This is a genomic window from Arthrobacter sp. P1_B3 (genome assembly GCF_056406615.1).
On record NZ_JBFTZV010000022.1, the window covers coordinates 19,360 to 44,812 of the forward strand.

General features: G+C 62.9%; 28 protein-coding genes. 23 read left to right on the forward strand and 5 right to left on the reverse strand.

Annotation, left to right across the window (positions count from 1 at the left end):
* The first annotated feature begins 15 nt into the window (after nt 1–15).
* The 7 genes from AC1D2F_RS18895 (at nt 16) to AC1D2F_RS18925 (ending at nt 3,987) form a co-directional block, all read left to right on the forward strand.
* Nucleotides 16–930, forward strand: a complete 915-nt coding sequence (locus AC1D2F_RS18895) for a TniQ family protein (protein WP_476967484.1) — start codon at nt 16–18, stop codon at nt 928–930.
* Between the two features lie 317 nt (nt 931–1,247).
* The gene (locus AC1D2F_RS18900) at nt 1,248–1,523 is read left to right on the forward strand and encodes a glutaredoxin family protein (RefSeq protein WP_476967440.1); all 276 of its coding nucleotides are present in this window, start codon (nt 1,248–1,250) and stop codon (nt 1,521–1,523) included.
* Nucleotides 1,520–2,032, forward strand: coding sequence for a single-stranded DNA-binding protein (ssb, locus tag AC1D2F_RS18905; protein WP_476967441.1), 513 nt, complete (start codon nt 1,520–1,522; stop codon nt 2,030–2,032). The genes AC1D2F_RS18900 and ssb overlap by 4 nt, the downstream gene beginning before the upstream one ends.
* Nucleotides 2,033–2,265: 233 nt before the next feature.
* Nucleotides 2,266–2,697, forward strand: coding sequence for a hypothetical protein (locus AC1D2F_RS18910; protein ID WP_476967442.1), 432 nt, complete (start codon nt 2,266–2,268; stop codon nt 2,695–2,697).
* Nucleotides 2,687–2,950, forward strand: a complete 264-nt coding sequence (locus AC1D2F_RS18915; RefSeq protein WP_476967443.1) for a ParB family protein — start codon at nt 2,687–2,689, stop codon at nt 2,948–2,950. The genes AC1D2F_RS18910 and AC1D2F_RS18915 overlap by 11 nt, the downstream gene beginning before the upstream one ends.
* A 2-nt stretch (nt 2,951–2,952) precedes the next feature.
* On the forward strand, nt 2,953–3,240 hold the full coding sequence (locus AC1D2F_RS18920; RefSeq protein WP_476967444.1) for a helix-turn-helix domain-containing protein: 288 nt from the start codon (nt 2,953–2,955) through the stop codon (nt 3,238–3,240).
* A gap of 42 nt (nt 3,241–3,282) precedes the next feature.
* Nucleotides 3,283–3,987, forward strand: coding sequence for an SOS response-associated peptidase (locus tag AC1D2F_RS18925; protein WP_476967445.1), 705 nt, complete (start codon nt 3,283–3,285; stop codon nt 3,985–3,987).
* 259 nt (nt 3,988–4,246) lie between these two features.
* Here the strand turns inward: AC1D2F_RS18925 and AC1D2F_RS18930 are convergent, their stop codons facing one another.
* Nucleotides 4,247–4,567 (reverse strand): hypothetical protein, encoded by a 321-nt coding sequence (locus AC1D2F_RS18930; RefSeq protein ID WP_476967446.1) that lies wholly within the window; start codon nt 4,565–4,567, stop codon nt 4,247–4,249.
* A 211-nt stretch (nt 4,568–4,778) separates the two neighbouring features.
* Between AC1D2F_RS18930 and AC1D2F_RS18935 the strand changes: the two genes are divergently transcribed.
* The 7 genes from AC1D2F_RS18935 (at nt 4,779) to AC1D2F_RS18965 (ending at nt 10,939) form a co-directional block, all read left to right on the forward strand.
* Complete coding sequence (locus AC1D2F_RS18935; protein WP_476967447.1) at nt 4,779–5,168, forward strand: MobC family plasmid mobilization relaxosome protein; 390 nt, start codon at nt 4,779–4,781, stop codon at nt 5,166–5,168.
* A 3-nt stretch (nt 5,169–5,171) separates the two neighbouring features.
* On the forward strand, nt 5,172–6,812 hold the full coding sequence (locus tag AC1D2F_RS18940) for a relaxase/mobilization nuclease domain-containing protein (RefSeq protein ID WP_476967448.1): 1,641 nt from the start codon (nt 5,172–5,174) through the stop codon (nt 6,810–6,812).
* Nucleotides 6,813–6,839: 27 nt separating this feature from the next.
* Nucleotides 6,840–8,036 carry a hypothetical protein gene (locus AC1D2F_RS18945; RefSeq protein WP_476967449.1) on the forward strand — a complete coding sequence of 399 codons (1,197 nt, stop codon included), beginning with the start codon at nt 6,840–6,842 and terminating at the stop codon, nt 8,034–8,036.
* Nucleotides 8,037–8,095: 59 nt separating this feature from the next.
* Complete coding sequence (locus tag AC1D2F_RS18950) at nt 8,096–9,151, forward strand: PDDEXK nuclease domain-containing protein (protein ID WP_476967450.1); 1,056 nt, start codon at nt 8,096–8,098, stop codon at nt 9,149–9,151.
* Nucleotides 9,152–9,623: 472 nt separating this feature from the next.
* The gene (locus AC1D2F_RS18955; protein WP_476967485.1) at nt 9,624–9,944 is read left to right on the forward strand and encodes a PDDEXK nuclease domain-containing protein; all 321 of its coding nucleotides are present in this window, start codon (nt 9,624–9,626) and stop codon (nt 9,942–9,944) included.
* Nucleotides 9,945–10,087: 143 nt separating this feature from the next.
* Nucleotides 10,088–10,390: a DUF4193 domain-containing protein gene (locus AC1D2F_RS18960; RefSeq protein ID WP_476967451.1), complete on the forward strand. Its 303-nt coding sequence runs from the start codon at nt 10,088–10,090 to the stop codon at nt 10,388–10,390.
* 216 nt (nt 10,391–10,606) lie between these two features.
* Nucleotides 10,607–10,939 (forward strand): hypothetical protein, encoded by a 333-nt coding sequence (locus AC1D2F_RS18965; RefSeq protein WP_476967452.1) that lies wholly within the window; start codon nt 10,607–10,609, stop codon nt 10,937–10,939.
* A 178-nt stretch (nt 10,940–11,117) separates the two neighbouring features.
* On the opposite strand, the gene AC1D2F_RS18970 is transcribed toward AC1D2F_RS18965, so the two are convergent.
* A complete protein-coding gene (locus AC1D2F_RS18970) occupies nt 11,118–12,533 on the reverse strand; it encodes a plasmid pRiA4b ORF-3 family protein (protein ID WP_476967453.1) in 1,416 nt (471 codons plus the stop codon).
* A gap of 1,017 nt (nt 12,534–13,550) precedes the next feature.
* Between AC1D2F_RS18970 and AC1D2F_RS18975 the strand changes: the two genes are divergently transcribed.
* The 4 genes from AC1D2F_RS18975 to AC1D2F_RS18990 all read left to right on the forward strand — a co-directional run bounded on the left by AC1D2F_RS18975 (nt 13,551) and on the right by AC1D2F_RS18990 (nt 15,465).
* On the forward strand, nt 13,551–14,078 hold the full coding sequence (locus tag AC1D2F_RS18975) for a hypothetical protein (RefSeq protein ID WP_476967454.1): 528 nt from the start codon (nt 13,551–13,553) through the stop codon (nt 14,076–14,078).
* Between the two features lie 44 nt (nt 14,079–14,122).
* Nucleotides 14,123–14,527: a helix-turn-helix domain-containing protein gene (locus AC1D2F_RS18980; RefSeq protein WP_476967455.1), complete on the forward strand. Its 405-nt coding sequence runs from the start codon at nt 14,123–14,125 to the stop codon at nt 14,525–14,527.
* 125 nt (nt 14,528–14,652) lie between these two features.
* Entirely contained in the window at nt 14,653–14,973 is a 321-nt protein-coding gene (locus tag AC1D2F_RS18985; protein WP_476967456.1) for a hypothetical protein, read from the forward strand.
* A 213-nt stretch (nt 14,974–15,186) separates the two neighbouring features.
* Nucleotides 15,187–15,465, forward strand: a complete 279-nt coding sequence (locus AC1D2F_RS18990; protein ID WP_476967457.1) for a hypothetical protein — start codon at nt 15,187–15,189, stop codon at nt 15,463–15,465.
* A gap of 826 nt (nt 15,466–16,291) precedes the next feature.
* Here AC1D2F_RS18990 and AC1D2F_RS18995 read toward each other — a convergent pair.
* The gene (locus AC1D2F_RS18995) at nt 16,292–18,187 is read right to left on the reverse strand and encodes a glycoside hydrolase family 15 protein (protein WP_476967458.1); all 1,896 of its coding nucleotides are present in this window, start codon (nt 18,185–18,187) and stop codon (nt 16,292–16,294) included.
* 953 nt (nt 18,188–19,140) lie between these two features.
* Between AC1D2F_RS18995 and AC1D2F_RS19000 the strand changes: the two genes are divergently transcribed.
* Nucleotides 19,141–19,758 carry a TetR/AcrR family transcriptional regulator gene (locus AC1D2F_RS19000; protein WP_476967459.1) on the forward strand — a complete coding sequence of 206 codons (618 nt, stop codon included), beginning with the start codon at nt 19,141–19,143 and terminating at the stop codon, nt 19,756–19,758.
* A gap of 874 nt (nt 19,759–20,632) precedes the next feature.
* On the opposite strand, the gene AC1D2F_RS19005 is transcribed toward AC1D2F_RS19000, so the two are convergent.
* Both AC1D2F_RS19005 and AC1D2F_RS19010 read right to left on the reverse strand, forming a co-directional pair.
* Nucleotides 20,633–21,073 (reverse strand): DUF4913 domain-containing protein, encoded by a 441-nt coding sequence (locus tag AC1D2F_RS19005; protein WP_476967460.1) that lies wholly within the window; start codon nt 21,071–21,073, stop codon nt 20,633–20,635.
* 396 nt (nt 21,074–21,469) lie between these two features.
* Entirely contained in the window at nt 21,470–21,631 is a 162-nt protein-coding gene (locus tag AC1D2F_RS19010; RefSeq protein WP_476967461.1) for a hypothetical protein, read from the reverse strand.
* An 88-nt stretch (nt 21,632–21,719) separates the two neighbouring features.
* Between AC1D2F_RS19010 and AC1D2F_RS19015 the strand changes: the two genes are divergently transcribed.
* The 4 genes from AC1D2F_RS19015 (at nt 21,720) to AC1D2F_RS19030 (ending at nt 24,944) form a co-directional block, all read left to right on the forward strand.
* Nucleotides 21,720–22,559 (forward strand): tyrosine-type recombinase/integrase, encoded by an 840-nt coding sequence (locus AC1D2F_RS19015; protein ID WP_476967462.1) that lies wholly within the window; start codon nt 21,720–21,722, stop codon nt 22,557–22,559.
* Nucleotides 22,556–22,894 (forward strand): helix-turn-helix domain-containing protein, encoded by a 339-nt coding sequence (locus AC1D2F_RS19020; protein WP_476967463.1) that lies wholly within the window; start codon nt 22,556–22,558, stop codon nt 22,892–22,894. The genes AC1D2F_RS19015 and AC1D2F_RS19020 overlap by 4 nt, the downstream gene beginning before the upstream one ends.
* Nucleotides 22,884–24,416 (forward strand): recombinase XerD, encoded by a 1,533-nt coding sequence (locus AC1D2F_RS19025; protein WP_476967464.1) that lies wholly within the window; start codon nt 22,884–22,886, stop codon nt 24,414–24,416. The genes AC1D2F_RS19020 and AC1D2F_RS19025 overlap by 11 nt, the downstream gene beginning before the upstream one ends.
* A 132-nt stretch (nt 24,417–24,548) precedes the next feature.
* A complete protein-coding gene (locus AC1D2F_RS19030; RefSeq protein WP_476967465.1) occupies nt 24,549–24,944 on the forward strand; it encodes a hypothetical protein in 396 nt (131 codons plus the stop codon).
* Nucleotides 24,945–25,453 lie beyond the last annotated feature (509 nt).

Sequence of the window (25,453 nt, forward strand, 5' to 3'; positions counted from 1 at the left end):
TCGCGCCGCTGGCCAGTGCATCCTGCACCACTGCCCGGCGAGTCACTCTCGTCATGGTTGCGGCGAATCGCCGATCGTTACGGTGTCAGCCTTGACGATCTCGTGTCGGACTTGGGTCATGCACTGGGCGGGCCCGAAGACCTGGACACCTGCCCGCCCGCTGGATTCGCTCGCGAGCTGGCACGGCGAACCGGTGTTGACCTGCACCGGATTCAGAGGATGAGCCTCAGCGGCTGGGCACCCTGGCTCGTCGACCAGATGGAACCGCACCCTGAGGCGTTCACGATCTATACCCGACAGTTTTCCGTGTTGCTGCCGGCAGGAAGGCGGCGCCCGAGGGAGATTCCCACTTGGCGGGCATGGCTTCCCTCGCGACAGGCATTGCGGGCATGCCCGCAATGTATTGCCACGTCAAAACCGCCGTACCCGTACCAATTATTGTGGTTGCTTTCACTGACGCTTAGCTGCCCTTTCCATGGATGCCTCCTCGAACCGCGCGCGAAGGCTGCCAGTTACTTCTCGGACTGGGAGCGCAAACCACCAACTCCGAGGTCGGCCTCCGCCACGGTCCTGGCCATGGACAGCCGAACCTGGCACGCGATGACAACGGGATCGGTCGACCTGCCGCGACGGCAAGTTCACGCCGGAATCTGGTTTCGACTCATGCGGACGATCATCGACGAGCTGGGAGCAACCATCTCCGAGTGTCGTACCGCGGCCCGCATGATTTTGCGCGTCTGGAAAGAAGCTGGCCATCCTCTGCGGGCAGGGCCACTGAGATGGCACACGCACGAAGGTTATCCACTCGACGTCCAACTTCGTACTCTCGAAGCAACCGCGACCACCATCCACCTCCTCGAAAGCAGAACCCTCACTGGCCAAGGAACGGACGCAGCACTCTTCCTGCCCTACGCCGCCTCCGGGCAGTAACAAACATCGCGGGTCGCCGGGCACGGGCTTGCGCCTTGTCCGACGAAGCCGTTGCAAAGGCCAGAGGTAACAAGACCGCCGCCCAAGAGCTTAGTGCAGATGACTTCTGACATTCAGTGCAGACGACTTCTGAAACTGACAGCGGCTGACGCCTGGCTCCCGGACGGACTCAGGAAATCGGTTCATATTTTTCGGATAAAAACCCCTGGATTTAGGGGTTAAATGTCTATTCATTCAGTTGAATGATTGGTAGAATTGAGGCAGCAGTACAGAGCAGACGAACCTAACTAAGAGTGATACGAAACCGAGGACTGACCATGACTGTCACCATCTACACCAAGCCCGCCGGGTGCTTCGGCTGCACCAAGACCAAGCAGAAATTCACGGACGCCGGCGTCGACTTCACCGAGGTGGACGTGACCGCCAACCAGGCCGCCTTCGAGTACATCCGCGAAGAGCTCGGCTACTCCCAGGTCCCCGTTGTGGTCTACGACAAGGACAACACCGAAGACCACTGGTCCGGCCTGAACCCGGACAAGATCGCCCGAGTCGTCGGGATCGAAGCCGGCACCCGGGAAGATGCCCTCGCATGAGCGGCCGAACGGCCACTACCGTCATCGGCAACCTCATCGCCGACCCCGAGCTGCGCTCCACCGGATCCGGAACGGCCCTCACCCGATTCACCATCGCCTCCACCCCCAGGACCCTCGATCCTCGGACCGGCAAGTGGGCCGACGGGGAAACCGAGTTCGTGGCTGCAACGGCCTGGCGCGGCACCGCCGAACACGCCGCCGCGTCCCTGACCAAGGGGATGCGCGTGATCGCCACCGGGACCCTGAAACCCCGGACCTATACGACCAAGACGGGGGAGCACCGCACCGTCGTCGAACTCGAGGTCGAGGACATCGGTCCGTCCCTGCGCCATGCCGCCGCGGTCATCACGCGCACCGGAGCCGGCCCGGAGCAGGACGAGGAGCTCCCGCCGGACAGGTTCAGCCTGTCCCCCCGAGAGTACGGGGACGATGAGGCGTGGTTCGGCCTCTCCGCCAACCCGGCCGGGCACATCAATGTCCCGCACCTTGATGCTGAGCCGGAAGCCTGACGTGGCCCACGATGTCCGAAATGCCAAGGATATAAGGGGCGAACAATCTGACGCCGATGCGTGGATTTGCCTCCACGCCAACCCTCAGGACGCGTCAACACCGGCACCCTCGGGTGGCGCGCCAAGCTCTAAACGGCTGTCGCCTGCCACCGCAAGGGCTGGCAGCGAACCTCCGGCCGGCACTACCCTTCAGACAGCACCGTTCTGCACCCTTCCACTGCAAAGGCTGATCCATGACTCACGATGATGAACTCCGGGCCTGGGCCAAAGGCTCCTACACCCTTGAAGCGGCAACGGAGCTGCTGCTGCGCGCCTTCGGCGGCCGGTTTGCCCAGCCTGGGCAGCCCTGGGTGAAGCAGGAGGATGGCGGGAACGTGTGGATCGACTTCGCGGCCATCCCCGGGCACGTTGACGGACTCTCCGGCGGGGAGCGCCGGTTCCTGCTGCTGACCGGCTCCGTGGCCGACGCTGTTTCGGTCGACCTGGGCAAGGTTGTGCCGGGACTGGACCGGGGCACCCTTGACCTCCTGCTGGCCGCCATCGCCCACGTCGGCGGCAGCCATCAGCACTCGGATGTCCGGACGAACGATGACGGAAGCATGAGCGTGAAGCCCGGATACCTGGACAGCCTCCACCCCTGGCCCCGGACGCCGGATGCCATCTAAGAAAATTCCGGCGTTCACCCCGTACTTCACCGAGGAGCAGGCCGGGCAGGTCCGCGCGGCGTTCCTGGCTGCCGGACACCTAGAGGGGGATGCGTCCGTGTCGGACTTCATCGTGCGGGCAACGATGCGGGAAGTAAAGCGGCTGCAGCGCCGCCATAACCAGGGCAAGACGTGGGATCCTATTCCGGTCGGTGCGCTGCGCCGCGGACAACGCACCAGGGATGAACTGCAGCACCGGAACGAGGGAAACTGAGAATGGCGAAACGGACCGAGGACACCGACGCGCCCGCGGCGCCTGCGGCGGCTGTGGGACTGCCTAGGATGCTGACGCTGGATCAGGTCAAAGAGGTCCTGAACGTCAACAGCCCGCTGGTCTATACGCTGGTGCGCAGCGGGGAACTGCGGGCCGCGCAGTTCGGCGGCCGCGGCATCTGGCGCGTGCGCGAAGCTGACCTGCTGGCCTACATTGAAGCCGCCTACGACAAGACGGCCCAGCGCATCGCGGCTGGACAGATCCCCGAAGAAACAACCACCGAGGACTGACCTCAACCGTCCGCCGCGACCTGGGCGGAGCACAATTAAGACATGTGCGGCAGATACGTGATGTCAAAGGCGACAGGGGATCTCCTGGCCCATTTCGAGGCGAAGGAGATCGAGGGCAGCCCGCCTCCGCCGTCCTGGAATGTGGCGCCGACCCAGGACGTGCCGATCATCGCCGAGAGGCTGGATGAAGACACCGTGGAGCGCCGGCTGCTGATCGCCCGCTGGGGCCTCGTCCCGTCGTGGGCGAAGGAGGTAAAGATCGGTTCTAAGCTGATCAATGCCCGCAGCGAATCGATCCTGGACAAGCCGGCCTTCCGCAAGGCCGCGATCAAGCGTCGCGCCCTGATCCCGGCCGAGGGATATTACGAGTGGCAGAAAACCGAGGATGGGAAGAAGATCCCCCATTACCTCCACTCCGGGAAGAACGAGCTGCTGGCCTTCGCCGGGCTGTACGAGTTCTGGCCGGACCCGTCACTGCCCGTAGATGATCCGCACCGGTGGCTGCTCAGTTGCACCGTGCTGACCACCACGGCGCACGATTCCCTCGGCCACGTCCACGACCGGGCCCCGGTCATTGTCCCGCCGGAGATGTTCCACGACTGGCTCAACCCCGGCACCACCGACAAGACCGAGGTGCAGAAGATCCTGGACGCCATTCCCGAACCGGTCCTGACCCCGACCGTGGTCACGGACCGGGTGAACAGCGTCCGCAACAACGGCCCCGAACTCATCGAGCCAGCCACCTGACCCACGGAACAACCCGCCGGCCTGCGGAGCCAATCCACCCTCTTGCGGAGCCGGAGCCGGAGCCGGAGCCGCAGCAGCGCCGGGCCGTAGACCGGATAAACGGACGACGGCCGCCACCTAAAAGGTGACGGCCGTTCCTGCGGTTTGGTGCACCCGCTTGCGGGTGCTTCTTTGGGGTCCTTGGCTGAAGAAAGCGGCCCACATCCCTGGTGCGCCGGACACAACCGGCATGGCCCATGGGGAAGGACCCGGCAGCCCGCTAGGGCTGTGTGGTTGCGGTGGTCAACACATCACCGTGCGGGGCAGCGGAGACCTGTCCGGCGGTCTCCGCGGATGAGGCCCTCCGTCGGCGGGCGACGGCGCCCGGTTCGAGCCCGAGCTTCTTCAGTTCCTCGGTGCTCCATCCGTCTTTAGTGGCCCGGACGTAGGCGCGTTTGTCCTCGCGTTCAGCTTCGGTGAGGTGCTCCTTGAGGTCCGCGACCCGTTGCCGGGTCTTGACCAGTGTGGTGACGGATTCGATGCGCGAGTCAAGCAGCGCGCGGGCCTGGTTACGAGTCTGTTCAATGTCGAGGTTCGCCATGCCACCCACCCTAACCCGCCGCCGGTCGCCGCCCGCGGAAGCCACGGCGACCAAAGACCGATACGCAACATCGGCGGAGCAAGCTATACATTTACACGGGTGTAAATGGCGTGTCGCTCACGCGCCTGTGGCGGTTGACTTGGCACACTCGGTGGTGTGGTCCCCGGTTTCGGGGTCGCTGCGCTGGGCTTTGAAGGGGACGGGGGAGTGCGTGTCTGAGCAGAATGAGTCCCGTCCGCGCCTGTCCAAGCGCCGCCGGGAGAATTCGCCGGCGGGGACGAAGAAGCGCCGCGAGGTGTGGGTCACCGCCGGGGAAGAGGCTGCGTTGGTTGCCCGGGCCGCCAGGGAGAAAGTTACTGTCCCGAATCTGCTGGTGTCCGCCGCACTGTCCGAGACTTCTGAGACTCCGACGGAGCGGAAGGCGGCGATGGCGGAACTGATGTCCCTGCACACGCTCCTGGCGCGGGTGTCGAACAATGTGAACCAGATCGCCCGGCACGCGAACGCCGGGGATGAGTTCCCGCAGGATGCGAAGGCTGCGCTGGCGTATGTGCGCGAGGTGGCGATGCGGATTGACCGGACCATTGAGGGGCTGCTGTAGCCGATGATTCCCAACATCACCCGCGGCTCGCGCATGGGCGGGCTCATGGTTTACCTGGCATCCACGGATGCGGACAAGACGAAGAACTCCCACACCGATCCGCACCTGGTGGCAGGGGATGCGGCGATCATGGCCTGGTACGACGACGGCGTCCTGGACCGCGATGACGCCGTGGCGATCGCGAAGCACCTGGACCAGCCCCGGAAGTCCTTCGGCGTCGAAATCCTGCAGAAGGATTTCCGCTGGGACGCGGCATCTAAGCAGCGCGTGGAGAACGGCCGCAAACCGGCTGATGTGTGGCACTGCTCGCTGAGCCTGCGGGCCGAAGAAGGTGCACTGACAGACCAGCAGTGGGGTGATATTGCCAACGACTTCGTCGATGCCATGGGCTTCACCGAAGTCAGCGGCAAAGCCCAGTGCCGCTGGGCCGCGATCAACCACGGCACGTCAGAGAACGGCAACCACCACATCCACATCGCCGTCTCACTCGTCCGCGAAGACGGCACCAAAGCATCCACCCACGGCGACTACAAACGCGCACAGCAGACCTGCCGCGCCCTGGAGACCAAGTACGGCCTGGAAGAACTCTCTTCCATTCACTCCACCCGCGGCTACGACCGGGCCGAAAAGGCCACCGCCGTCCGGGACGAGCGGGAAATGCACCGCTCATCCCTGGCACGAAAAGTCCGCGCCAGCGCCAGCGCCTCCGGGTCCGAGGCGGAGTTCGTCCGTAGGGCCCGTGACACCGGCCTGCTGGTGCGGCCGCGCTACGCGAAGAACACCACCGACGTCATCGTCGGGTACTCCGTAGCCGAACGCCCCGCCCGGGGTGAACGTCCCATTTGGTTCGGCGGCGGGACCCTCGCCTCCGACCTGAAACTCGGTGCCCTCCGTGAAGAATGGCCCGACACCCCGCAGCTGGCAACCGAAGCCGCGGCCGAATGGAACGCAGCGGCCCGCAACAGACGCACGGTCACCAGGACCGGGCCCGAGCATGCAACGCCGCCGCCGGAAATGTGGGTGGAGTACACCCGTAACGCGGCCGCTCTGGCGGATCAGCTGCGCGCCATTCCGCGGGATGATCACGGGACCTGGGCGAAGGCTGCGAGGGACGTATCCGGCGCGTTCGCGGCATGGTCGTACCGGCTGGAACCGACCCCAGGTCCGTTGGCGGCCACCGCTGCTGAACTGTCCCGCACCGCACAGCTGCGCTCACCACGGCAGCACGGCAAACCTGTGCCGCTGCCGTCGATTGCCGGTACGGCCATATTGTTCATGGCCGCGTCCAGCAAGGACAAGACGGCCGCGCAAACGGCACTTATGGTGCAGCTGATCAACACCGCCTTCGCCGTGTATGAAATGCATGCCCAGTCCGGGCGGACGCGTGAGGCTCAGCGCATCCGGTCGGTGGTCGAGGAACGGCTTGCCCCGTTCACCGGCACCATGCCCAAGCCGGTTCTGGTGAACGCCGGGCAGCAGCCGGCCCCCGACGCTGGAATACCGCCCAGGGCGATTGATATCGCCCGGCGCGGCATGGTCCCCATCCGCCCGGGATCAGCGGTGCCAACGACGCCAACACCGGCGACGCCGACCAAGACCTACCAGCCCAGCCGACGCGACTCAGGTCCTGGCTTCGACCGATAGACCACCACCAACTGCAAGGGGAACAGCATGAGTGAATCAGACGGAATGGATGACGTCCTGGACGGCGGAATGCGGCAGTCGCTGATGATCGCCTCACGCATTGCCGAGACACTGGCACGCCAGCGCCAGGAGAGCCAGCGGCAACAGGAACATCAGGACACCCAGACAGCGCACGAAGCCCGGGCACGTCTCGCCGCCGAACGCAGCGCCGCCCACGCGGCACTGGCGCCCGTGGAAAAGGACCAATGGTGGGACAAGGCCCAGCCAAGCGACATCGCCACGGCCCACGCCGTCGCAGAAGGCTGGAAGGACAATGACCCCGCCGCCCTCGCCGCATCCGAACGGATCCGCAGCGAAGTCCAGTGCCGCTACGGCATCGACACCCGCGACGTCGGTACGGACGCCGCGTACCTGGAATCCGGCATCGAGACAATCAGCGCCGAACAGGCGCGCCGCGCAGCAGTGGCCGAGCACCGGCAGGGCATGGCACTCATCGCTGCGGCACAGGCCGAAGAGCTCCGCGCCAAGGCCCAGAGTCTGGCCCCGGAAATGGAGCGGCACCAGGTACCTCTCGAATACCTGAACAACCCCGCCCTGTCGGCGGCGCTGCAGAGCGCACAAGACGCCACGACGCCCGCGGCCATCGAGGCTGCAGACACCGCCGTGAAGGAACGCCTGTACCTGATCGGCAAAGACGGCCTCAACGGACCCACCATCGACCAGCTGCGCGAAGAAACCACCGCGAACTTCACCGGCGCAGGCGAGGACCACTTCAACGACGCCAGGTTCGTGGACGCCGCCAAGGACTGGTACGAAGCGAAACTCCTTGCCGAGGGCGGCTTCAAAGGCTCCCAGGAGCAGCCGCTGGAACAGCGCTACGAACGCACCGAAGTCGAACTCTTCGCCCGCATCGCCGAGCTCGACCGCGAGCTGGAGGGCAAGGTCACCGCCGACGACAGCAAACGGCTGAAAGACCAGGGTGGGAAGGCCGAAAACAGCTCGGCCGCAGAATACGGCTCCGCCGGCCATCACCAGGCATTCGCCGCCTCACTCGCCGGAACCGCCAGCGAGGAACGCGTCAAGGGGCGCCTTGCCGCGGCCCGCAGCGAGGGCACGCACCCCAGTGCCGCACTCGTCACGGGTAAAGCGCCGGCGAAGGCGCGGAAAACAAACTCAGGTGCCGCCCTCGGGGCCCAGAAAACCAGGAACGGTCCCAGCCGCTAAGGACCCGCTCCCTGTGGACATGCCGATCCGAGGCAAGCGGGCTCGATAGGATCGGATGCATGACTGACGCCCCCGATCTCGCACTCCCCGCCGGCTACAACGATCTCCTCGGCGAGCTCAAGGACCGGGTCAGGGCCGCGCGCATCAAGGCACTGCGGACGGTCAATACCCAGCTGATCCAGCTGTACTGGTCCATCGGACAGGCAGTGCGTGTACAGCAGGAGCAACAGGGGTGGGGGAGCCAGGTCATCAAGCGGCTCTCGGAAGACCTCCGTAAAGAGTTCCCCGATATGAAGGGACTCTCCGCCCGCAACATTCAATACATGACGACATTCGCCGGAACGTGGGCCGATGGGCCAATTGCGCAGCAGCCTGCTGCGCAATTGCCCTGGGGCCACATCATGGTCCTCCTCGACAAAAGACTCGGTACTGCCTCCACCCAGGCCTACGCCGCCGCAGCCGTCGAGTACGGATGGTCCAGGAACGTGCTGCTGAATATGATCATGAACAAGACGCTGGAGCGAACAGGCGCAGCATCTTCGAACTTTGCGCAGCAGCTTGCTGCGCAGGATTCAGAACTCGCACAGCAGGTCGCCAAAGACCCCTACAACTTCGAATTCCTCGGCCTCTCCGGGGAAGTCGCCGAACGCGACCTCGAGAACGCCCTGACCAGCAGAATCACCGAAACCCTCCGAGAACTCGGCCCCGGATTCGCCTTCGTCGGCCGTCAGGTCCACTTCGATGTCGACGGCGATGACTTCTATGTGGATCTTCTTTTCTTCCACATAGAGCAATCCCGCTATGTGGTTATCGAGCTTAAGACGGGCAAGTTCCAGCCGGAGTACGCCGGCAAGCTCAACTTCTACGTCGCCCTTGTCGATGACATGCTCCGGCGCCAGCACCATAACGAAACCATCGGCATCCTCATCTGCGGCACAAAGAACGACCGCAGCGTCCGGTACAGCCTGGGACGCTCCACCTCACCCATGGCCGTCGCCGCCTACACATACGACAAGCTCCCGGCTTCCGAACAACAGGCTCTCCCCAACGAGGGGCACCTCGTAGCGGCCCTGGAATGGGCAGAACCAGACTCTGACAGCGAAGACAGCCAATAATCCGCTCACATTGGGGAACTCACGCCCGCTACGGCGCGCTCGTGCTGTAAGCGCCGGCTTAATTGTCCAGAGAGCTTTGGACAATTCCTGATGTTGCTTGAGCGGATTCAAGGTCTTCCCGATCGCCAACCGCGCCACCGCGGAAGTCCTGGTCCCGTGATTCCAGCCCCGGCCGAAGTCCGGAATTCCGGGTTGGGGCCAGACGGCCAGGGCCCGTATGGCGAACGAGAGGTTGTAGGTTCCGACGGCCAGCCTAATTGTCCAGACACTATCTGGACAATTAGGGCCGAACGGTCAGCCGCTTCCGGGCAGTATCTAACTGGGCGGCTCAATCACGCTAAACGAAATCTCTGCTGCCGGCCGCAGGTAAAAACTCACAGAGTCCGGTAGTGACAGATTTGCCCGACTTGATGACTGCCCCAGTTCCTGACGGGCGAGCGGTGCCTGGCATCAACCGCGGGGCGGGTCGTTGGTGCGGTTAACGGGCTTCGTTGTCGTAGAACCGAAAGCTGGCAAGTTCAAACCCGAGCATCTGGGGCAGCTGAACTTCTACGTCGCAGCCGCCGACGACATGCTCCGGCTGCCCAGGCGGGCCCCGACTGTCGGGATCCTGGTGTGCGGATCCAGAAACGAACGCACTGTGCGCTATGCCCTCGATGGTGCCGCCCAATCCCTGACTGTAACGTCCTACGCGTACGAGGCACTTCCGGTCGATGAGCAGGCAACCCTGCCGTCCCCGGCGGCCATCACCGGAGCACCCGAGCTCGACCCAGCGAGTCCTTTTGACGCATGACGCGTTAAGAGTCCGGCCGCGCATGCAAGGTCGAATTTTGCGCTTCGGACGGGGCCCGCGGGCCGGGCGATCAGGGAATATCGGGGCTATGGTGTACGTTGCATTCCCGTCAGTTAAGAACGCCAGAAAAGAGAATGACCCAAGTGGCAACCGATTACGACGAAGTACGTTCCGACGTCAAAGAATCACAGGACCGCTCCCTGGAGGCGCTGCAGTCCGCCAACGCTCCGGATGCCCGCAGCGTCGTCCGTGAGCTGGACGAATCCGACGCACTGGATGAGGCCGTAACCCCCGGCGGCGAGTTTGTCTCCGAGGAACTCATCGTTCAAGTCGTTCCCCAGGCCGAGGACGAGTTCACCTGCCACTCCTGCTTCCTGGTCAGGCACCGGTCCCAGCTCGCGCGCGAAAAGAACGGCCGCTCTTACTGCATCGAGTGCGAGGGATAAGACCTGTGCCGCGAGCTGACGGGTCGGGCAGCAGCGTTCAGGGCGTCATCGATGCCAGTTCCGGGCCGATAGGACGTCCCGCCCACTTGCGGCACGTATCGCGTCCCGATACGTGAATGGCGTGGAGAAGTGATGTCGCGGATGTTGCGCAGGTCACATTCGACGCCTACGCTGGGGAGGCTGCAGCGTGGCAGCGAACCGATGAAAGGCGGCGTATTGGCCAGCGACAAGCTCTCCGTGGTTGTTCGTGTCGACGTTGATGGCGCACGGATTCAGATTGCAGCGACAGGCCATGTGACCACGTCAAGCCTTCAGGCGCTGTATCCCATAGTCCAGCGCACCAGCAGTCTCGGTCGGGGCCTGGGCGTGGAGGTCGACCTCTCGCAGGCCCTGGTTGAGCCGGACGCGCTGAAGCAGCTACAGGGATATGCCAAGATTCACGAACTGCCCATCCGGGTCGACTCTGCACGAGCGGATCGCAATGTCACTGTCATGCCGGCCCGCGACGCGCCTTTCCTGACGTACTCGATGGCTGGCCGGGCTGCATGATCCCCCAGCCGGAAAGTGGCTCCGAACTAGTGAAGTTGAAAGTTTTCTAGTGACGTGACGTCCACTATGGGCTCGCAGGCAGTGACTCACGGACTCCGTTAGTGACAGACTTCCCTGCGTCGTGTTCCATCCAATTGGGGTGGTCGCGGCCCTGTTCGCGGATGCGGGGGAGAGTGGTTCAGGATTCCAGAGCGGCGCGGGCAAAAGCTTGCCCTTGCGGCGTGACAGTCGTTGTCGTCAGTCCGTCGCGGTCGTTGAAGACGCCGAGGTTTATCAGCGCTGCTCGGACATCGTAGAGGAGTGACTGGACGGTTTCGGGTGGCAGGTCAGACCCGGTGCGGGTCGTCCAGCCGAGTACTCCGAGCCCGAATGAGACGGCGTCAAGGTAGTCGTCCCATAGGGTGCGTTTTCCTGCTGCGACCTCGAGGAGGAGCAGCTGTACCGCGTCGCGTTCGGAGTCTTGACGGTGTCGGTGGGCTATGGCCCGGGCGAGGAAAAGCCAAAGCTGTCCGGGGTCATCAAGCAGCCGCTTGGCGGTTGCTGTGAGGACGAGCCTGCCTTTGATTTTGCGGATCAGGCCGAGATGCTGGGCGCTTTCACGGAGCAGGAGCACGGGCAGGGTCTGGTCCTCGCGGTTGGCTTTGCCGTTCCACTCGCGTGCCCAGCCGAGTTCGGTCATTGCCTCGAGGACCACGGCCGGCGGCAGCCAGCCCGCAGCGGTGAGCGGCAGGCCCTCGGGCCCGATGCGGCGGGCAAGCCACCGGTAAGGAGCGGTCATCGCGTCGGCGACGTCCGTGTCCACGAATGCGGAACCGTCCAGGCCCGCGCCGGCCAGGTACGAGCGGAACTCGCGACGTATACCCGGGGGCAGTCGGCGCGTCAGTTCATGGATGACCGACTCGCTGCCGGGTCCTGGATCGTCGGTGGACTCGGTGGACTCGGTGGACTCGGTGGGGAAGAGCATGGCCAGTTCGTTGTTCACGGCAGCGATGTCCAGCCACTCCGGATCGAATCCCTGCCACGGCCCGACCGTCCAGGCGACCCATGCCTGCAGGTTGCTGTGCTCCTCATGGCCGGGGTCGGCGAGAACGTCCAACAGGTCGAGGTAGCCGCCGATACCGCCGGAATCCTCCAATGGCGCCCGCCGTGCCCCGTCCACGAGCCGTGCCCGCGGGGCGTCGGCCGGAGCGGGGAGATTTCCATTGAGTTCGAGACGGTGGATCCAGCCGTCCCCGAAGTCATACTCATAGAACAGGGGGCCGGACTCGCTGGTCAGGACCTGGCCCAGGACGCACTCCGTCTCGGGCAGGTCATCATCACTGTCCTCCAGCAGGTCCAAGGCGACCCATCGCCGTGGTTCACGCACACGTCCGTTGACGGCACGCAGCCGCACAAAGGGGTCGGTGTCGGTGAAGGAATGCAGATGCGACCCCCGCCACCCAACAGCGGTTTGAAGGATGTCGTGGACCTGGTCGAGGGTCAGGGAAGAGTCGACCTCCAGGAGCCGCCAAATGGCCGGATCGCTCCCTACGATCGAGACCTTCACCCGCAGCAGCGTCGAACCGCCATTCCCGTCAAGAGCGTGTATCGTCACGGTACTATCCTGCCAGCACCAATCTTGGGGATGCCTCAGAAACTGTAGCGGTCGCTAGCTGCGCTCGGCCGGCTATCGTCAGGGTTGCTTCTGAGACATTCTTCTAGCCATTGTCAGAAAAGCCCGAATGAAACCCTATTCCGACAACCTTTCAGCCGCCTGCCTGACGTCAGGTTGAGGTGTACTCCAGCTGGTCACAGGACGTTCGACGTTCTGCGTTACCAACCGCGATTCTGCAAAGTGTGGCCGCTCAGTGCCAACGGGTGGTGGCTTTTTCGCGGCGTGGGTGAACCCACGGAGGTGTCAGGAGTTTCGCGCCCGAGGCCAAGCCTGCCGTGTCCTGATGCACGAGCGGTCCAAGCGGACGATAGGTCCCCCCTGCCGCTCAGATGCGGGATATTTATGGGTGGTGTTGGTTGTTTCCGGTGGGTAAGCGGTGGGCGGCCACTGGTCGCGCCGTCGATACTAGGTCGGCAGTTGTCCGGGACAAGCCACGAGTTGCTTTGACATGCCAGCTGCGTTACCCATGACATTCTGGGCCAACGCGAACACCGAGGGCATGTCTTTCCTCTCGATGGCGTTGTCCAAGAGACGCTTCGCCAAGGCAGCACATTCTGCCTGATAAACGAGCTCACTGAGGTATATGTCCCTCGTCCAGTCACTGATCACTTGTGTTCCCCTGTAGCAGTGGAGACCAGACCAGCCCCGAGCAGGGACCTTGCCCGTGCGCGTGGCCGCCGGCGCCCCAGGCCAGGAGAGCATAGGAAAGTTCCAACGTTCGGCGCAGCGTAGATGTCGACCGATCGGCCCGCGGCCAGCGGTACATCATGAAGGGGACATGAGGTCGGCCGATTCAGTGCCAAGCATAGGCGCCGCGGGTGCCAGCGCTACGCGGAACGGGATCCCTTAGCGGCTCGCGCTTAGGTGCGGGCGCCACTTGCCTTAGACTCCTGAATAGCACAATTTGGGGGAATGACGGCGACGGCGCCGTTCTGCTTCCTGCTTTAGGGGGAGAGCATGACAGTTCCGAAACCTGGCCCGCGATCGGCCCGTCAAGGGTCCGATTCGTATTTGGGCGATAGGTCGACGCGGCGCGGTGGTTACTGGCGTTGGTGCCGCGAGCGTTCGGCCGACGGCCGATGTGCGGTGAAGGCCGAGATATTTAAGCACCTCGACGCCATTGAAGGGCAGGAGCAGTTCCTGGCTAAGGCGATGTGGGATCGGATGTCCCGTGACGCCACACGGGGCCGACTTCGATTCGGCGAGCGGCTGGACGTGGCCGACATACAACGGGCTCCCCACCTTCTCGAGATGAGGCTGCAGGTAAACCCGGACTCTCCCGTTCCGGCCAAACGCTACCTTTTGCGCCTCTATTTTGCTGAACCGCCAGCACATCAGCGCCTTCTCCTCGGACTCAAGTTCGGGCGCAAACCGAGCGCGGGCGACCCAGACAGCGTTCAAGATCGTCACATCAACGAGGCTCGGTACAGATATAACGATGGGATGGAGAATTCCTACTCGTGGGGCATTGAACTGGAATGTTAGCTGTAGTTGACATACCTTGGTAGCACGAACCTAACGGGGGCAACATGGAAAACAACGACTCCTTATTCATTTCTGACAGCAACGATGCTCGCCAGATCCTCGCAAATGACCTGATCAACCAAACTCAAGATCTTCTGGCGGACCTCATTGACCTGCGGCGGGCGAAGGGGCTCACGCAGGAAGATGTAGCCACCACCATCGGCATCACCCGGACAGCGGTGACAGCCTTCGAACGCTATGACGGTGACCCGAAGATCAGCACTATCGTCCGCTATGCGATGGCAGTTGGTGCCCGAATCTCCATCAACGTGGAAGATGGAAGTGTCTGGGCCGAGCAAGCCCGAAATCGTGCTGTCTGGTCCAATCTCAGTGACTCCGCTCAGGAAGACAACAGCGACGAGGACATCAGTGGCGATCTCGCACGGCTTGCGATTGCCGGGCGCCGGTGACTACCAAAGTGCGACCGGAATCTGACGCACTCACAGCCATTGGTTCCGGCGCGCTGACAGTCTTGAGCACCCGATCTAGCACCACTCATAACGTCGAAGAGAGTTCGGACTGGCACATCCGACTCATGGAATTGGCCCCTGGTGAATTTCACGCAATTGGCCATCTCGACATCTCAGGAAGCAACAGCCGGACACAAACGGTTGTCGCGGCCAAGCTGGATGGAGGCGCACAATTGGCGTTGGACGGCGAAGGGCTCGTGGACACGCTGCAACGGACATTTCCTGCGTCCTACTTGAATCACGCCCTGTATGACACGGCAGCGTGCGCTGCCCGCGTGTCTCTTTCGCTCATCGCGTCAGAGCTCAAGGTCAGCCGAGTGACGATAGTACCCCGCATCGAAACCGTCGACTACGCCGAGGTTTCAAAGGAAACCGAGTCGGACTGACGGTATGGCCACCGATTCCGGTGCCCTGCTAACTGCCCATTCTGAGGTACTGCCCCAGCCGTGCCTCAGCGCTTTGGGACGGAGCGCCGTCTCGCGCCTGCCCAGCGCGTCACAGCCACCGCTTACCCACCGATTGCCCGTGCGATCAGGGCCGTCCTATAGCGTGGGCGGTGGTCGGGAAGTCCGGCAATAGACAAATAAGGGGATCGAGCAATGAGCCACGATTATTCAACCGCTTGGGACGCGCTGACTGACGCGATAGGCGCCGCGAAAGGGCAAAGCGCAGGCAGCATCGCCGATCAGGACCATCTGACCGTGGACCAGCGACTCAAGGTTGCGGAGGTAGCGGCACTTCTGTCCATTGCTCAAGAGCTGTCCGCGCTGAACCCCCAGAACACGATCTCCAGCGATGAAGACGGGAACCAAGTCAACGGTTGGGGCATCGTCACGAAGAAGGCCAACCCGAAGCCAGGGAAACTTACAGTGTCATAACAGAGGGCGGCGCCCCACCTCTCTGCAGGTGGGGCGCCCTGCTGGTCTGGCTAGTGGCGATAGTAGTTGGGGTCTACTTGATACACGCGGCTGCCCCTTCTGAGCCGCTACTTTACGTAACGTGGGTCATCGGCCCGTTGAAATCGTTGGGGGAGCACCGGGAAGCGGGGCCCGGGAAATGGGTAAATCTGCCTAATCTTCTTCCGGCGGACGGACTTCATCGAACCCTCGGACTACACCGCTGGCTCCGCGGGCTCGGGATAGCGTCTCCTGAAGGCCGTCTGCCTGCTGCGCAGCCAGATCCAGGTCTGTAACGGCTGTCATGATGCCCAGGGTGCTTTCGTCGTGGCTGGCGCGGTAGTGCCTGCCGGCGGCCTTACCGCGGTGCCATTCGGCTAACTGTCTGAGCACCTGCTCAATCGAGCGCTGGCTGTCTACGAGATTGCCCAGGATTACGTAACTGTCCGGGGGACTCTCCAGGTCACGTGTACCGTGAGCGAGCTGTCGCGCTGCATCTGCCATGCGTTGTGAATCTTTGTCGCAGCGCTGGAATGGACCGAACCTGACGAGAGTGCAGAGGCCGCTTCAGGGAACGCCTGAGCATGATGTTCTTGGGAAAGCAATGACCGGTTCCGTGGACGTCGGCAGGGCAATTTGATGCTCTCCATGACGGGCCGGCGTTGCCGGATATCAACGCTGCGTTCCTCCCAGTGCACGGCGACGGCAGCGGACGACGCTGCATGATGCGGAACTGAAAGTCGCGCGGGACGCGTCGTTCAGGGGCCAACAGTCGGCAATGTGCTCAGCAGCATCCGCTTTGCTGATCTTACGTAGGCGTATTCACCGCCATGCTGAGCCGGTCCACGCTGTGCATTGCGTCGGCGGCACGCACCAGGGCCAAATGGGAAAAGGCCTGCGGGAAGTTGCCGGCCATCCGCTGTTCCTGCGGAGCGAATTCTTCGCTGAGCAGCCCCAGCTCGTTGGAGAACCCCACCAGGGCGTCCATGAGTGCTCTGGCCTCTGGCCACCGGTTCGTGCGGGCGTACTGCTCCACCAACCAGAAGGAACAGGCAAGAAACGGATGCTCGCCTGGTTCCAGCCCATCGATGCCCGTTTCGGTCCGGTAGCGCAGCAAGAGGCCGTGCTCAGTCATGAGCTCCCCCTCCAGCTGCGCGACGGTGCCAATCATGTGCTCGTCGTCGTAAGCGAGGAAGCCGACCTGCGGCAAAGTCAACAACGCTGCGTCGGTGGTGTGGCCGCCGTAGGTTTGGGTGAACGAGTCAAGCTCGCGGTTGAAACCCCGGTCCATGATTTCGGTCCGCAGCCGCCCCCGCAGTTCGTCCCAGTGCTCCGCAGGTCCGGGGAGTCCGTGGTCTCGCACCGCCCGGACCCCGCAATCGAAGGCCGCCCACATCATGACCCTGGAATGCGTGAAGTACTCGGCCGTGCCTCGAATCTCCCACAGACCGCAGTCCTTGTCATCGAAGTGCCTCTCCACGTAGCCCAGTAGGGCCCGCTGAAGCGCCCAGGAGAAGGGATCTTCCTTGCCGCCGGCGAGGCGCAGCCGCTCAAGGGCCACCATGACTTCGCCCACGACATCCGCCTGGTATTGCGCGACCGCAGCGTTTCCGATCCGCACCGGCCTGGCGTCCTGGTACCCCGGGAGGTGGTCCAGCACCCTCTCGGGCAACTCGCGTTCACCGGCGACACCGTACATGATCTGAATATCCTCGGGGTCGCCGGCCAGGGCTCGAAGCAGCCAGTTGCGCCACTTCAAGGCCTCGGATTCATACCCATGGGTCAACATGGCCTCCAGCGTCAACGCCGCATCGCGAAGCCAGCAGTAGCGGTAGTCCCAATTGCGCGAACCGCCGAAATCCTCAGGCAAGGAGGTCGTCGGAGCGGCGACAATCCCGCCGGTCTCATAGTGGGTCAGGGCGCGCAGCACCAGCAGCGACCGCTTCACGTCCACCCCATAGGCTCCGTCTTTGCGGCAATGACCACCCCACGTGGTCCAATAGCTCACCGCCTCACCGAGGGCAGCGTCAAAATCCAGCGGTGCCGGAGCTTCCCGGTATGACGGAAACCATGTCAGCTCGAAGTCCACAGTCTCGCCCGGCGAGACGACGAAATTCCCGACATGCACACGGTCGTGGGCTTCCGGCAAATGCCGGCCGTGTAAGGCCCAGGCATCTGGGCCGGCCATGGCCAGCAGTACATTGCCCCCGGTGGCGTTGCGTACGCGGCTCATCCAGGGCCTGAGTGCCCCGTATTGCGGCCGCATGCTGAGTTCCAGGCGCACCGGAACGGATCCGTGAAGCCCGGTAACCCGGCGCAAGAGCGAGGACTGGCCCCGTCCGACCGGCATAAAGTCCGTCACACTGAGCTGGCCGCTTGGGGCACGCCATGTGGTCTCCACGACGAAGGTCGACTCCCGATACTGCCGGGATACGACGACTGCATCGGGCTGGGCCGGTGCCAGCAGCCACCGACCGTGGTCCTCGTTGCCCAGCAGTGCCCCAAATATGGACGGTGAGTCAAAGCGCGGGAAGCACAACCAGTCCACACTCCCGCTCCTGGACACGAGGGCCCCGGTGGCCAGGTCCGACAAGAGTGCGTAGTCCTCAATGGGTGCCGCCATGCCTCCAGCTAAGCACGAGGAGGCATCTTTGGAGACCCCAGTCGCCTGCCCATTGGGGCGGAGCCCTCTACTCTCCCGCATGCCTTGGTCAAACGCCGATAACCGACGTTACGTCAAGCTGGCGCGCGGGGTGAGCCGTAAAGACCTCCTGCCTGGCCCGTTCCAGTGCCAGGCGGCCGGATCGCCCCGCCGGCTCATTGGCTCGATCATGGTGCAGTTATCTCCTGCCACTCCAGGCTGACCAGGTCGAGCGGTTCTTCGGATTCGTCACCGAGGACCTGCTGCGCCGCAGCGATCACCGCAGCGTCCAGGCGCTCGAGTCCGACATCCGCTTGACCAAGTGGTCAGGTCTCAAGGGGAGGCCTGCCTTTTGCCAGGATCCGGCCGGTCGGGGCGCGATTCAGTAACGGATATCGGGACTGCGACCAGGCAAGCAGGTGAAAAAGGATGGCTGCTCAACAGGTGCAAACGGTATGACAAGCCACTGGCCCCCGTAGAACTCCACGTACGAGTCCGAAGAGCAACCGGCAAAGGCCTCTTCTCGTGTCATGCTGATCAATTCCTTTCAAACCGGGTAGTGAGGTTGATCACATGATCAAGTTTAGTCCTGACTTGGCCAAGCGGTCAAGACTTTTAGGGCGGAAGACCGGCGGCGTTTCCCTAGAGGCAGGCAGACTACGAGGGTGGGATCGTAAATTAGAGGTATCTTCTAAAGAACGTAGTTGGTCAACCGATTCAGAGTTTTGGGACGCGAGGCGTGGCCTAGCCCGTGTAGGTTGGACGTTCAATCGAACTCTGCAACCTCTCTTAGGCCGATTGACCATCTGGATGCACGCCCGATCCGATGCTTGCCGGTTGTTTCAACTAGCAAAGGAGGGCCGGGCGCCCCGGACGCTAAGCCGCAGGTGGTCCTCCTGGCGTTAGATTAAGAGCCCACCCACTGTCGAATTGGCCAAGCGTCCAAGTAGACTAGGAAAGATCAAGAAACTTCCGGGATCCCGCGCTTCTGAGAAGAGCGGCCGCGAGGAGGCAGCATGCCCCAGGACCATCAGCCTGTCAGTTACCGCCGCAGGCAATTCGTGGACGCTGCCATTACAGTGATCAGCCGGGAAGGCGTGGCTAGGGCGACAACCCGCCGAATCGCCGAAGTGGCTCAGCTTCCCACGGCCAGCCTCCACTACTGCTTCGCGACCAAAGAGGATCTCTTTCACGCAGTCTATGAAGCCATCACTGCCGCCGGCTTTGCCGAAGTCGGTGTACTGATACAGCAAGAAGTAGGGCTATACCAGGGCGTTGCGGACATAACGCGGTCATTCGCCAAATGGGCACAGAGCAGTCGCGACATGCAACTCGCCACCTTCGAACTCACGATGTGGTCTTTACGGAGTTCAGACTCCCAACATTTGGCTAGGCGGGTTTACCGCCGGTATTTGGACGGTTGTACGCAGCTACTTCGTGAAGTTAGAACCGGGGCGGAACTCGATGTTGATATTGAGACACTCGCTCGAATGCTTATTGGGATCATGGATGGTCTAACGCTGCAGTGGCTTTCGTTCGATAGCTCGGCGGAAGACATGTTGACGGAACCGTACGTGAAGATCTTGCAGAGCGCGCTCCCCACCATGAAAAATGAACGCAGGATGGCTCGCTAGGTGTAGTTACGTTCCCTTCTCGAAGCTGCCGCTTATCTGGGTGGTCCGCTCTTTCCCCGCACCTTCATGCTTGGGTTTAGGCTGAAAAGGGTTTCCTTTTCACGGACCCCTACGCGATCTGAATCAGTTGTGGTTGAGTGAAGCCATGGCTGCTCCCCTAGAGGAATATGCGTTGCTTTCGGACCTCCAAACCGGGCCTCTCGTCTCCCGAAACGGCAGCGTGGACTGGCTCTGTTTCCCCCGTTTCGACTCCCGTCGTTGTTTAGCGCTCTCGCCGTCCGGGGCGAGCCGGCAGTCCGCCCGGATCTCTGGGGTTCTGTCGCGAGGTAGGCCGCGAACAGGTGAAGGTTTCGGGCTGCCTGCTCAAGGTCCCGTCCGCTCTGGTGCGCCCAAGTCAGGAACAAGGCGATGGAACTGGCGTACTGCGCACTGGTCGTTTCAGCCTGTGCCCGTCCGAAGAAACGGACTTCAAGCCACCAGGATGCAAGCTCGTGCGGCCGGTACTCCTCGTCGACCACGCCGTAGTAGGCCCCAAGGCTCGGGGTCAGGATACGAAGACGCCGGTAGGCCACCGCCATAGCAACAGGATAGGAGCCTGTGTGAGCGGTACCGAGAACCGCCCCCCGCGTGTCGCTCGAACGGGCATCGGGCCAGTGAGGACCAGTGCTCAGCCGGTACCGAAACCAGCCCGTTGCACGATTGCCGGTGTTTGGGGTGAAGGCAGGGCCCGCTGCCCACAGCCGGGGACGTTCCTGATGGGTTATCCACCGCTTCTGCTGCCGAGGGAGCTCCCCAATGGCTCCCCATCCCAGCGGTGGATAACCCGGATTGACCCCAACCGTGGACAGCTTAGAGTCACCTAGTTCTGCCAGAGCTACCTCTCCTGGACTCGCACGTCGGGGAACCAGCCGTTCGGGGCCTTTTTTGGCTCAAGATGTTCAGGATCGCGGTGTTTTTGCATATCGCATTTGTAGAACGGTCCGCGTGGATCGAGGAGCACGCTCATGTGGTGGTCGGCGTGGTCTTTGAACCACACGCTGATGCCGGTGGCCCCGTCGAGTCTTAGGTGTTCCCAGGCCCGCCACAGCGCTTCTATCCGGGAGACGGCTTCGGGGTGGAAGTACCACTCGATGCACCATTTAGCTGCGCGGCCGTCGACGTCCCTGACGTAGGTGGGCAGCAACTGCTCGTGCAGGAACTCTTCGGCTGAGCCGTACACCAGTTCCGGTGGCTTCTGTTCTGCCCCAGCCGTGCCCGCAGGCTCATCAACGCCAGTGCCGGGAGCTTCACTGAATCGGCCGATGTCGATGGTCATTTCAGAATCTCCTACCCGGTGACCCAGGGGTTGGCGGCAGCTGCTGCAGCGAGCGGCACAGGAAAACTGCCCTTGTGCGGGCACTCCCCCGCACATTATGGAACGCCGATAACGGAGATTATGCCAGATTGTACTCTGCGTATCTCATTGGATGAATCATTCAGCCCCTCTCCCGCGTTCATCCCGGGGCGCGCGTCCAGGGCGCCCTGTGCCGCGGCATTCAGGGGTTTGTCCCGTTTCGATCGATGCATCCCGCCGTGACTGGGCGATCAGTGCCCACGCGCCGAATGCCAGAAATAACGCCCCTGACCTGCGGATTTGCTGAGATGATGCATTTAATGAATCATTGATTCAGGTTTTTGAGCGGGCTCGGGAGACGGAATGGCAGTCGATGGATCAGGACGGGTTCACGTTTTGGGCTCCGTCCAGCTGCTTCATCCCGAACAGCAGACCTTCAATGAGATGCTGGATGGCTGGCGCAACCAGCAGCTCTCGCGCAACCTGAAGTTCGACACGATTGACCAGCGCATCCGTTACGTCCGCAGGTTCATGGATCATGTGAATGAGTTTCCGTGGCACTGGACCCCGGCCCATGTTGAGGAGTATTTCGGGGATCTGCGCTCGATCCGACACTTGAGTCACGACTTTGCGCGCCCACCAGTCCGCGCTGCGCCACTTCACGTCCTATGTCGCCAACCCCGATTATGGCTGGGACCGGGTCTGCGAACAGCGCTTTGGTACCCATCCGGCCCAGGTTTTCTACGAGTGGAACACCGCACCGCACGTACAGGAATTCGAAGGCCGGCCGTCCAAGCGCCCCTTCACCAAAGAGGAGCTCCAGAAGATCTTCGACCGCGCCGACGACGAGGTCGAACTCATTGAGGCCACCGGCAAGAAGGGCTGGCAGGCGGCCTACCGCGACGCGGTCATGCTCAAATTGGCCTACTCCTACGGGCTTCGGTTCAATGAGCTGCGGCACCTGCAGACCGTCGACTTCGCAACCAACCCGCACGCGCGCAAGTTCGGGAAGTTCGGGGTCTGCAAAGTCCGGTTCGGCAAGTCCCGCAAAGCATCACCGCCCAAGCCCCGCAGCGTCCTGACGGTCTTCGACTGGACCGCCGGCATCCTTGAGGATTGGCTCGCCAACGGCCGCGGAACGCTTCACACGCCCGACCTCTTCCCCAGCGAACGCGGCGGCCTGATCGTCGAGTCCACCCTCCTTCGGCGGCTCCGACGGTATCTCGACGAGCTCGGGATGCCTGCGGACGGGCTGGACCTGCATTCCCTGCGGCGCTCCTACGCAACGCACCTGCTGGAAGACGGATGGGATCCTAGATTCGTGCAATACCAAATGGGACACGAGTACGCTTCCACCACCGGCATCTACCAATTCGTCAGCGACGACTTCCGCAGCACCACTCTGCGGGCGTCCCTGGACCGCACCATGGACGAGGCCCTGGGCCAGCAAACGGGAGGACAGCGATGAAGCGCCAGGTCGAATACACGTGGCGGCTCTCCGAGCTGATGGCGGCCCGGGGCCTTCACAACACCACCGACCTCATCCCCCTGCTGGCCGAACGTGGAATCACGCTGTCCCGGCCCCAGGTCTACCGGATCGTCAACCAGAAGCCCGAGCGGGTCGCCCTGCAGGTCATCGCCGCGATCTGCGACATCTTCTCCTGCGGCCCCGAAGACCTCATCACCGTCACCGCCGCCGACGTCCGGGCACGCAAGGACGGAACCGCCAACTCCCCCAACGTCGTGGACCTCAACCGCACCGTCCGCCCGCGCCGTGCGCGCATCATCGACGATGGCCACTGAACACCCGGACGGACTTACCCCGCGCAACACAGTCCGTGGCCGTCCCCGCACGAGCGGCTCCGTCCGGTGCGCCCGCTGCGGCCGCAACGCCGGCAAAGCCAGGGCGAGCTGGCCCGAAGGCAAGATCTGCGGGCCCTGCTTCACCGTGGCGACCCGCACACACGGCACCTGCCCCGACTGCGGCGAGAACCGCCTGCGGCCCGGTCCGCCGTCAGCCGTTGACGGACCACGGTGCGCTCCGTGCGCGGGCATCCTCCACAACTTCCACTGTTCCCGTTGCAATCACGAAGGCGAGTTCTACCGCCGCGGCATCTGCGCCCGCTGCGCACTCAGGGACGACCTCACCGCCCTGCTGCTGACCAATGCCGCCGATCCCAGAACCGCAACCCGGCTAGTCGACGTCCTCTGCGAGGCGGATCGACCCGAAAGCATCATCACCTGGAAACGCTCCCCCAAGGTCCAGGCACTCCTGACATCCGTCTCGACCGGGCAGACTCCCCTGACCCACGAAGGCCTCGACGGCCACCGCACCACGGCAGGACGCGCAGCCGACCATCTCCGGGCGCTGCTCGTGCACCACGGACTCCTCACCCATCAGGACGTATACCTGAACCGCTTCGAAACCTGGATCGACGACAAGCTCCGCCCCCTGCCGGCCGAAGTCGCCAAACCCGTCGAGCACTTCGCCAAATGGCACCATCTCCGACGCATCCGGGCCATGGCAACGCCGGACGCAACGGTCCGGGGCCCGGTGCACTCCGCCAAACAGGAGATCACCGAAACCATCAAGTTCCTCGACTGGCTTTGGCAGACCCACAGCCGGACGGCATCCACCTGCACCCAGCAGGACGTCGAGACCTGGCTGGCGACCGGACCCACCACCAGGAAGGCCATCCGGACCTTCTTTGTCTTCGCGAACTTTGTCTTCGCGAAGAAGACCGGCACGAACATGCGCGTGGAAATCGGCCACTATGCCGCGAAGAGCCGCCCGGCCATCCCGCAGGAACAACGCCTTGCCTGGCTGAAGGAACTACTCACGGGCACCAGCGAGTCCCTGCCTTACAGAGTCGCCGGAACTCTGCTCCTCCTCTATGCCCAACCCTTGGTTCGGGTGGCCGCGCTCCGCACCGACGCAGTCATCGTCAACGACACCAACGGGACGATCAGAATCTCCTTTGGTACGCATCCATCGCCCGTCCCGCAGCCCTTCGCGGAACTTCTCAGACAGCACCTCCGAAGCCGCCCCAACCTCAGAACAGGATCAGGCACGGACAGCCCCTGGATCTTCCCAGGAACTCGCGCAGGCCAGCACCTCCACCCGAACACCATCATGCTCCGGCTCCGCAGCCTCGGACTTGAACTCCTCGGCGCACGAAACACCGCCCTGGACGAACACCTCGCTCTCACGCCGCCCCCATTGGTCGCCGACGCACTCGGCTACAGCTACCAGGTCGCCTTCCTCCACGCTGACGCCGCAGGTGAACCGTGGTCCCGGTACGTCGACCTGAGGGCTGAACCCTGAGGAGTTCGCCTTCATCCAGAAAAGGAGGTTCCTTCACCTGGAACGCGCTCTAAACCCGGTTCGCAGCGGCCCGCACAGCTACGCCTCTCCTCTTCCGTGACCCCTATTCCTGCAAAGCCTAGACTGACCCCCATGGGGGACACCGATGACGGAATCTTTGACGCAGCACTGAGGTGTGAGTTCACGGGCGGCGCCTACAGCAACTACAAGGTCAAGGCAGGCCCGCCATGGATTCATCTCGTGGTCACGCCGCAGCAAATGGAGTTCCGCGGCCGTGGACTGCTGCGCCTACTCCACCCCGGCCCCTGGACGGTGCCGGGCGAACAGGTCAGGGAGGTTTTCGCCAAGCAACGACGGAACCTGTTCCCACCCATAGCCTGGGAAATCGAGATCGTCACCACGGACCCGAGTGTGTGGTGGACGTTCTGGTCGAAAGAACGCCCCGAACCGATCCTCCTCTCGATGGAAGAATGCGTCTACCCCGTGGACTGGACTCCGCACAACTGGGCAGGGATCCCAGCCGAGTGAGTGCCGCTCTACTGGCACCGCGACCGTCAGGCACACAGCACAGCCCGGCGAAGGGGACGTTCCAGCAACGCATTCGCCAAGACCAGCCAAGCCACAGCTAAGACGCGGTCAGTCCGACCCAACCCGGCCTGTTCCTACTAAATACGCCAGAAATTGATACGCAGAGGTGCCAGTAGACAGAATGTAAGGACATGGGAATTTCTAATCAATTTAGCGCCGGATTCAAATTTCCGACTTCGTTTATGGCGAGCAGGATTGCATCGTGTCTGCCGCTTGGTTCGGGACTTCAAGAAACATCGGCGGCAAGTAGCAGCTTTCTTTCACTAAGGTCTAATAGACGGACCCAGACAGTAGCGCGGTCTTCAGCGAAGTCTTCGATGGTCCCCTGACTCTGGTCCTGGCTGCCCAGCCGCAATATGCGGACCGGCTGGCGCGATCAGGGACTCGGAGGCTCTGGACGTGTTTCCGGGTGACCGCGATGATGAAAACATGCGCGGGGACGAGACAAA